The organism is Nonomuraea maheshkhaliensis (assembly GCF_039529435.1).
Taxonomy (GTDB): domain Bacteria; phylum Actinomycetota; class Actinomycetes; order Streptosporangiales; family Streptosporangiaceae; genus Nonomuraea; species Nonomuraea maheshkhaliensis.
Map to the genome: position 1 here is coordinate 1 of NZ_BAAAMU010000232.1, position 7484 is coordinate 7484.

The 7484-nt window shown below is 71.0% G+C and carries 8 protein-coding genes; 4 read left to right on the top strand and 4 right to left on the bottom strand.

The genetic code is table 11. From position 1 onward, the window contains the following. A partial coding sequence (locus tag ABFX54_RS55260; RefSeq protein WP_346115376.1) for a LuxR C-terminal-related transcriptional regulator occupies window positions 1-122 on the top strand: 122 nt, incomplete at its 5' end. 59 nt (window positions 123-181) lie between these two features. Here ABFX54_RS55260 and ABFX54_RS55265 read toward each other — a convergent pair. The 4 genes from ABFX54_RS55265 to ABFX54_RS55280 all read right to left on the bottom strand — a co-directional run bounded on the left by ABFX54_RS55265 (window position 182) and on the right by ABFX54_RS55280 (window position 4063). Continuing rightward, window positions 182-1024 (bottom strand): universal stress protein, encoded by an 843-nt coding sequence (locus ABFX54_RS55265; RefSeq protein ID WP_346115369.1) that lies wholly within the window; start codon window positions 1022-1024, stop codon window positions 182-184. A 105-nt stretch (window positions 1025-1129) separates the two neighbouring features. Further along, window positions 1130-1648: a flavodoxin family protein gene (locus ABFX54_RS55270; RefSeq protein ID WP_346115370.1), complete on the bottom strand. Its 519-nt coding sequence runs from the start codon at window positions 1646-1648 to the stop codon at window positions 1130-1132. Window positions 1649-1696: 48 nt separating this feature from the next. Continuing rightward, window positions 1697-2674 (bottom strand): cytochrome d ubiquinol oxidase subunit II, encoded by a 978-nt coding sequence (cydB, locus tag ABFX54_RS55275; protein WP_346115371.1) that lies wholly within the window; start codon window positions 2672-2674, stop codon window positions 1697-1699. A gap of 15 nt (window positions 2675-2689) precedes the next feature. Next, window positions 2690-4063 carry a cytochrome ubiquinol oxidase subunit I gene (locus ABFX54_RS55280; protein WP_346115372.1) on the bottom strand — a complete coding sequence of 458 codons (1374 nt, stop codon included), beginning with the start codon at window positions 4061-4063 and terminating at the stop codon, window positions 2690-2692. Between the two features lie 221 nt (window positions 4064-4284). On the opposite strand from ABFX54_RS55280, the gene pflB reads away from it, so the two are divergent. The 3 genes from pflB to ABFX54_RS55295 form a co-directional block, all read left to right on the top strand. Continuing rightward, window positions 4285-6525, top strand: coding sequence for a formate C-acetyltransferase (gene pflB, locus ABFX54_RS55285; protein WP_346115373.1), 2241 nt, complete (start codon window positions 4285-4287; stop codon window positions 6523-6525). Beyond that, complete coding sequence (pflA, locus tag ABFX54_RS55290) at window positions 6522-7247, top strand: pyruvate formate-lyase-activating protein (protein ID WP_346115374.1); 726 nt, start codon at window positions 6522-6524, stop codon at window positions 7245-7247. The genes pflB and pflA overlap by 4 nt, the downstream gene beginning before the upstream one ends. A 20-nt stretch (window positions 7248-7267) precedes the next feature. After that, window positions 7268-7484 (top strand): hypothetical protein (locus ABFX54_RS55295; RefSeq protein WP_346115375.1); only part of this gene is annotated, 217 nt, incomplete at its 3' end.

Sequence of the window (7484 nt, forward strand, 5' to 3'; positions counted from 1 at the left end):
TGTTCCTGGCCGAGAAGACGGTCAAGAACTACGTCTCCAACCTCCTGGCCAAGCTGAACATGCAGCGCCGTACCCAGGCGGCGGCCCTGGCCGCACGGTTGCGCGCCGACCGGAAGGACTGACGGGAGCGCCGCCCGGACGCCGGCATCCGGGCGGGGGCGGCGGCGCAGAGGCGCGCGGCTCACGAACGGACCACGGCCACGGGGCACAGGGTGTGGTGCAGGACGCCCCGGCTGACCGAGCCGAGCAGCGCCGATCCGAGCGCGCCGCGCCCGTGCGACCCCACGACCAGCAGATCCGCCCGCTCGGCGGCCGCGGTGAGCGCGTCCACCGGATGGGCGGACCGGACGTCCTCGACGACCGTCACCTGCGGGTGGTCGTGCCCGGCGGCCTTCACCCGGTCGTGCACGGCCTGCTGCTCCATGGCGCGGACCTCGTTCACGTCGTAGGCGGTCGACGGGACGAAGTCGTGCGCCGGCGACTCCACCGCGTGCACGACCCGCAGCGTCACGCCACGCAGCTCCGCCTGCTCGAAGGCGTAGGCCAGGGCGGGCTCGCACTCCGGCGAGTCGTCCACCCCCACCACGACCTCGCCGTGCACCGGCAGGTTCTCGCCCCGCACGACCACGACCGGGCAGGCGACGTGGCCGGCCACGTGCGAGCTCACCGAGCCCAGCAGCGCACCGGCGAACCCGCCCAGCCCGCGGCTGCCCACGACCAGCTCGTCCGCGCCCTCGGCCTGCTCGCGCAGCACCTCGGCGGGCGTGCCCTCCAGCTCGCACGTGGTGACCTCGGCGGCCGGGTGACGCTCACGCACCAGAGCCTCCGCCTCGCGCAGCACCCGCCATCCCTCCTGGTGCACTGTGGCCGGCAGGACCGCCTCGGGGCGCCTGCCGACCAGGTACCAGGTGGTGTCGGTCACGTGCACGACGCGCAGCGGCACGCTCCTGCGCACGGCGTCGCCCGCCGCCCACTCCACCGCGGCCCGCGATGCCACGGAGCCGTCGACTCCTACGATGATCATGATGACCTCCTTCGTCACTCTCATCTGATCGCGTTCACCCCCTCGGGGTGCAGGGCCGGAGGTCGCCGGTGTCAGGGACGAAGGGCCCTGCCAGGAGACAGCCGCTCAGGCCGTCGCCACCGGGAACGACGCCGCCAGGTTCTCGCCCCACTGCCTGGCCCGCTCCAGCTCCCCCTCGGCCAGCGGACCCTCCGTACCCGTGACGTAGAAGCTCTGCGCCGGCGCCACGACCATGACGCCCAGGCGGCGCAGGCGCCTGGCGATGCCGCGCGCGGCCGAGCCCGGCATGCGCGGCTTGGCGACGCGGGTGTCGAAGGCGGCCGAGCGGAGCCCGGCCGAGGAGGTACGGAGCGTGGCCAGCCATTCGCGCACGCCGTTCCCGGTCGAGACCAGCGGCCCGGTGGCCTGCTGGGCGGCCGAGCGGCGGGTGGAGGCCCTGCTCATGGCGAAGGCGTGCGTCGGCCCGCCGACCACCAGCAGCCCGACCTGCGCCCCCACCGCTCCGGGTGCGCGGCCGGCCTCGGCCACCTCCGTACGCAGGCGGGTGGAGAGCCCCTCCGCGATCGCCTTGGCGATCTCCTCGGTGTTGCCGAACATCGATTCGTACACGACCAGCGCGTCCATCACGCGCCTCCCATCGGGTTGTCTTGTCGCGGAACAGCAGGTCCGGCGTCATCCCCTCGCGGGCGCTCCGGTGAGGCGACGGCGGAAGATCCAGTACGTCCACGCCTGGTAGGCCAGCACCACGGGCGTGAAGATTCCCGCCACCCAGGTCATCACCGTGAGCGTGTACGGCGAGGAGGCGGCGTTGGTCACGGTCAGGCTGTTGGCCGGGTCGAGCGCGGGCAGCACGTTCGGGAACAGCCCGATGAACAGGGCCGCCACCAGCGCGACCACGGCCACCGCGCTCGCGGTGAAGGCCCAGCCGTCGCGGCCGCGCAGCGTCGCGACGAGCGCGCCGAGCAGGCCGAGCGCGACCAGCGCCACCGCCCCCCACCAGGCAGGCCGCGAGCCGCCGGCGGACAGCAGGAACGCCATCACCACCACGAGCGCCGCCGGGAAGAGGCTCTTGGCCATCCGCGCCGCGCCCAGGCGCAGCTCGCCCGTGGTGCGCAGGGCGAGGAAGACCGCGCCGTGCAGGGTGAACAGCAGCAGCGTGGCCAGCCCGCCGAGCAGCGCGAACGGGTTGAGCAGGGTGAGCAGGGTGCCGGTGTATTCGTGGCCGGCGTCCAGCGGCACGCCGCGCACGATGTTCGCGAACGCCACGCCCCACAGGAAGGCGGGGCCGAGCGATCCCCAGAAGAAGGCCCGGTCCCAGCCGCGCGTGCGGTCGGACTTGCTCCGGTACTCCAGGGCCACGCCGCGGGCGATCAACGCCAGCAGGATGAGGAACAGCGGCAGGTAGAAGCCGCTGAACAGGGTGGCGTACCACTCGGGGAAGGCGGCGAACGTCGCCCCGCCGGCCACCAGCAGCCACACCTCGTTGCCGTCCCACACCGGGCCGATCGAGGTGGCGATGACGCGCCGGTCGGCCTCGTCCCGGCTGAGGAACGGCAGCAGGATGCCGACGCCGAAATCGAATCCTTCCAGCAGGAAGTACCCGGTCCACAACACGGCGATGAGGACGAACCAGACAGTGGTCAGTTCCATGACGGGGATGTCCTTCTAGTAGCTCAGGGCGGGGACGGGGGCTTCCGGCTCCGTCTGCTCGTGCGGCCCGATGCGGATGAACTTGACCAGCAGGCGTACCTCGATGACCGCCAGCACGGCGTAGACCAGGGTGAAGCCGGCCAGGGTGATGGCCACCGAGGCGACGTCCGCGGTCGGCGAGACCGCGGCGGCGGTGCGCATGAGGCCGAAGACCGTCCACGGCTGCCGGCCCATCTCGGTGAAGATCCAGCCCAGGGTGTTGGCCAGGAAGGGCAGGCCGATCCCGGCGATGGCCAGCCGGTAGGCCCACCGCCCCGCGGGAAGCCGGCCGCGCCTGGTCAGCCAGAGCCCGGCCGCGGCGAGCAGCGCCGACAGCGCGCCGAAGCCGATCATCAGGCGGAACGACCAGTACGCCAGGCCCACGACCGGCCGGTAGTCGCCCGGGCCGTACAGCGCCTGGTACCGGGCCTGGATGTCGTTGATGCCCTCGACCTCGCCGTCCAGGGTGTTGGTGGCCAGCAGGCTCAGGCCGTACGGGATCTGCAGGTTGACGTGGTTGCGGCCGTTCTCGACGTCGCCGACGGCGAACAGGGAGAAGCCGGCGGAGCTCTCGTCCTCCCACAGGGCTTCCGCGGCGGCCATCTTCATCGGCTGCTGCTCGGTCATGATCTGCGCCTGCCAGTGGCCGGAGAACGACACGCCCACGGCCGAGACGAGGGCGACGACCAGGGCCAGCCGCGCTGAGGTGCGGAAGAGCGGCGTGTCCCGCTTTTTCAGCAGGAACCAGGCGCTGACGCCGAGCACGAAGGCCGCGGCGGTCAGGAAGACGCCGAAGATGACGTGCGGGAAGGTGACCAGGGTGGTGGAGTTGGTGAGCACGGCCCAGATGTCGGTCAGCTCGGCGCGGCCGTTGCTGATCCGGTAGCCGACCGGGTGCTGCATCCAGGAGTTGGCCGCGAGGATGAAGTAGGCGGAGATGTTGGTGCCGATGGCGGCCAGCCAGATCGTGGCGAGATGCACCCGGGGTGGCAGTCTGTCCCAGCCGAAGATCCACAGGCCGAGGAAGGTGGACTCCAGGAAGAACGCCATGAGCCCTTCCATGGCCAGCGGCGCTCCGAACACGTCTCCGACGAAGCGGCTGTAGTCACTCCAGTTCATCCCGAACTGAAACTCCTGCACGATGCCGGTCACCACGCCCATGGCGAAGTTGATCAGAAACAGCCGTCCCCAGAACCGGGTCAATCGGAGATACTCCGGCTTCTTCGTCCGGTGCCAGGCGGTCTGCAGTCCGGCCACGATGATCGACAGGCCGATGGTGAGCGGCACGAAGAGGAAGTGGTAGACGGTGGTGACACCGAACTGCCAGCGGGAGAGATCCAGAACGTCCATGCCAGTCAGGCTGCTCCCGCACCGGGCCGCTCCCCAGGGCCGTGCGACCCGCCCCACCGGGACTTTGGTCCCGATCCTGCCACCGGGAGGCGGAGGGGCGCCGCGGGAGAAGGACCAGGGAAGTAGTGCCTTTGGTCCTCTTCGCCGGTGCCTTTCGACCGCGGTGGCCGCCGCTCGGATCCAGGAGGGTGAAAGCGGGCATTCGACGCGAAGGGGGAACCATGACGGCGACCGTGTTGTCAGCGTGGCGCGGCTTTCACGGCACGGCCTGGCGGAGCAAGATGGATGTCCGGGCCTTCATTCAAGCCAACTACACGCCCTATACCGGCGACGAGGGCTTCCTGTCCGGCCCGACCGAGCGGACCCTGGCCGTGTGGGCGAAGGTGAGCGCCCTGTTCCCGGAGGAGAGGCGGCGCGGCGTGTACGACGTGGACGCGAAGACACCGTCGTCCATCACCGCCCACGCGCCCGGCTACATCGACCGGGACCGCGAGCTGATCGTCGGGTTGCAGACCGACGCGCCGCTCAAGCGGGCCATCATGCCCGCGGGCGGGCTGCGCCTGGTGGAGAAGAGCCTGGCCGCGTACGGCCACCGGCTCGACCCGGCGGTGAAGGAGGTCTTCACCAAGTACCGCAAGACCCACAACGACGGCGTGTTCGACGCCTACACCCCCGAGATCCTGGCCGCCCGCCGTTCCGGCGTCATCACCGGCCTGCCGGACGCCTACGGCCGCGGCCGCATCATCGGCGACTATCGCCGCGTCGCCCTCTACGGCGTGGACCGGCTGATCGAGGGCAAGCGGGCCGAGTTGCGCTCCCTGGACGACGCCGACGCCTCCGACGCGGTCATCAGGGACCGGGAGGAACTGTCGGAGCAGCTCCGGGCGCTGGACGAGCTGAAGGTGATGGCCGCCTCCTACGGCCACGACGTCTCCCGGCCGGCCACAACCGCCCGCGAGGCGATCCAGTGGCTGTACTTCGCCTACCTGGCCGCCGTCAAGGAGCAGAACGGCGCGGCCATGTCCCTGGGCCGCACCTCCACGTTCCTGGACGTCTACCTGGAACGCGACCTCGCCGAAGGCCGCATCACCGAGGAGCGGGCGCAGGAGCTCGTGGACGACTTCGTGATCAAGCTGCGGATCGTCCGCTTCCTGCGCACCCCCGAGTACGACCAGCTCTTCTCCGGCGACCCCACCTGGGTGACCGAGTCGATCGGCGGCATCGGGCAGGACGGCCGGCCGCTGGTGACCCGGACGAGCTTCCGCTACCTGCAGACGCTGCGCGACCTCGGCCCCGCCCCCGAGCCCAACCTGACCGTGTTCTGGTCCCCGCGGCTGCCCGAGCCGTTCAAACGGTTCTGCGCGACCCTGTCGATCGAGACCAGCGCCCTGCAGTACGAGAGCGACGAGCTGATGCGCCCGCGCACCGGCGACGACACCGCCATCGCGTGCTGCGTCTCCGCCGCCCCGGTCGGCCGGCAGATGCAGTTCTTCGGCGCCCGCGTCAACCTGGCCAAGACGCTCCTCTACGCCATCAACGGCGGCCGCGACGAGCTCACCGGCGAGCAGGTGGGGCCCGCGTACCCGCCGGTCACCGGGGACGTGCTCGACTACGAGGAGGTCACCAAGGCGCTCGACCGGATGATGGACTGGCTGGCCCGCACCTACGTCAACGCGCTCAACATCATCCACTACATGCACGACAAGTACGCCTACGAGCGCCTGGAAATGGCCCTGCACGACCACCCGGTCAAGCGCACCCTCGCGTGCGGCATCGCCGGCCTGTCCGTCACCGCCGACAGCCTGTCCGCCGTCAAGCACGCCAGGGTCAGGGTCATCCGCGACGAGACCGGGCTGGCCGTGGACTACGCGGTCGACGGCGACTTCCCGGTCTACGGCAACAACGACGACCGCGCCGACGCCATCGCCGTCGAGCTGGTGCGCTCGTTCATGAGCAAGATCCGCGAACACCGCGCCTACCGGGACGCCGAGCACACCCAGTCCGTCCTGACGATCACCTCGAACGTGGTGTACGGCAAGCACACCGGCAACACCCCCGACGGCCGCCGGGCCGGTGAGCCGTTCGCCCCGGGCGCCAACCCGATGAACGGCCGCGACCGCCACGGCATGATCGCCTCCGCGCTGTCGGTCGCCAAGATCCCCTACGACCAGGCCCTCGACGGCATCTCGCTGACCAGCACCGCCACCCCCGACGGGCTCGGCCGCACCCTTCAGGAGCGCGTCACGAACCTGGCCGGGGTGCTGGACGGATACTTCGACGCGGGCGGCTTCCACATGAACGTCAACGTGCTCACCCGCGCCGTGCTCCTGGACGCCATGGAACACCCCGAGCGCTACCCGCAGCTCACCGTCCGCGTCTCCGGCTACGCGGTCAACTTCGTCCGTCTCACCCCCGAGCAGCAGCGCGACGTCGTCAGCCGCACCTTCCACGGCTCGACATGAACGGGGCGGTCAGCTCGTGGGACCTGTCGGTCGGAGTGGACGGCCCCGGCACCCGGTTCGTGCTGTTCACCGCGGGCTGCCCGCTGCGCTGTCAGTACTGCCAGAACCCGGAGACCTGGCGGATGCGCGACGGCCGCCAGGTCAGCACCGACGAGATCATGGCCGAGATCGGCAAATACCGGCGCTTCATCTCCGTCGCCGGCGGCGGGGTGACCGTCAGCGGCGGCGAACCGCTGCTGCAGCCCCGCTTCACCGCCGAGGTGCTGCGCCGCTGCCACGAAAGCGGCCTGCACACCGCCCTGGACACCTCGGGCCTGCTCGGCGTCCGCGCCACCGACTCCCTGCTCGCCGACACCGACCTGGTCCTGCTCGACATCAAGTCCTACGACCCGGCCACCTACCGGCGCGTCACCGGCGGCCCCGTCGGACCGACCCTGCGCTTCGCCCGCCGGCTGGCCGAGCTGGGCCGGCCGACGTGGGTGCGGTTCGTGCTGGTCCCCGGGCTGACGGACGCGCCGGAGAACGTGGACGCGCTGGCCCGCTTCGTGGCCGGGCTCGGCAACGTGGAACGGGTGGACGTGCTGCCCTTCCACCGCATGGCCATCGGCAAGTACGAGCGGCTCGGCCTGCGCTTCCCGCTCGCCGGCACCGCACCGCCCGGCCAGGAGCTGCTGGACCGCGTGCACGCCCAGTTCCACGCTTACGGCGTCGCCAGCAGCTGATCACGACCGAAGGGACGAATATGACAGGAATCGACGGTCCGGTCAGCGACGCGCTGCTCAAGCTGGGCCGGCACCTGCGGCCGGGCGCGGTGTCGCCGGATCTGCGGTCGTTGCACCAGGTGGGCGGCCGGCAGGCGGACGCCTTCTACCGGGACCGGTGGAGCCACGACAAGGTGGTCCGTTCGACGCACGGCGTGAACTGCACGGGTTCGTGCTCGTGGAAGGTGTACGTCAAGG

Bases quoted from the DNA above. Each gene is read 5' to 3' on its own strand.
- cydB (WP_346115371.1), bottom strand. From the start codon at position 2,674: ATGGAACTGACCACTGTCTGGTTCGTCCTCATCGCCGTGTTGTGGACC.
- ABFX54_RS55280 (WP_346115372.1), bottom strand. From the start codon at position 4,063: ATGGACGTTCTGGATCTCTCCCGCTGGCAGTTCGGTGTCACCACCGTC.
- pflB (WP_346115373.1), top strand. From the start codon at position 4,285: ATGACGGCGACCGTGTTGTCAGCGTGGCGCGGCTTTCACGGCACGGCC.
- pflA (WP_346115374.1), top strand. From the start codon at position 6,522: ATGAACGGGGCGGTCAGCTCGTGGGACCTGTCGGTCGGAGTGGACGGC.
- ABFX54_RS55270 (WP_346115370.1), bottom strand. From the start codon at position 1,648: ATGGACGCGCTGGTCGTGTACGAATCGATGTTCGGCAACACCGAGGAG.
- ABFX54_RS55265 (WP_346115369.1), bottom strand. From the start codon at position 1,024: ATGATCATCGTAGGAGTCGACGGCTCCGTGGCATCGCGGGCCGCGGTG.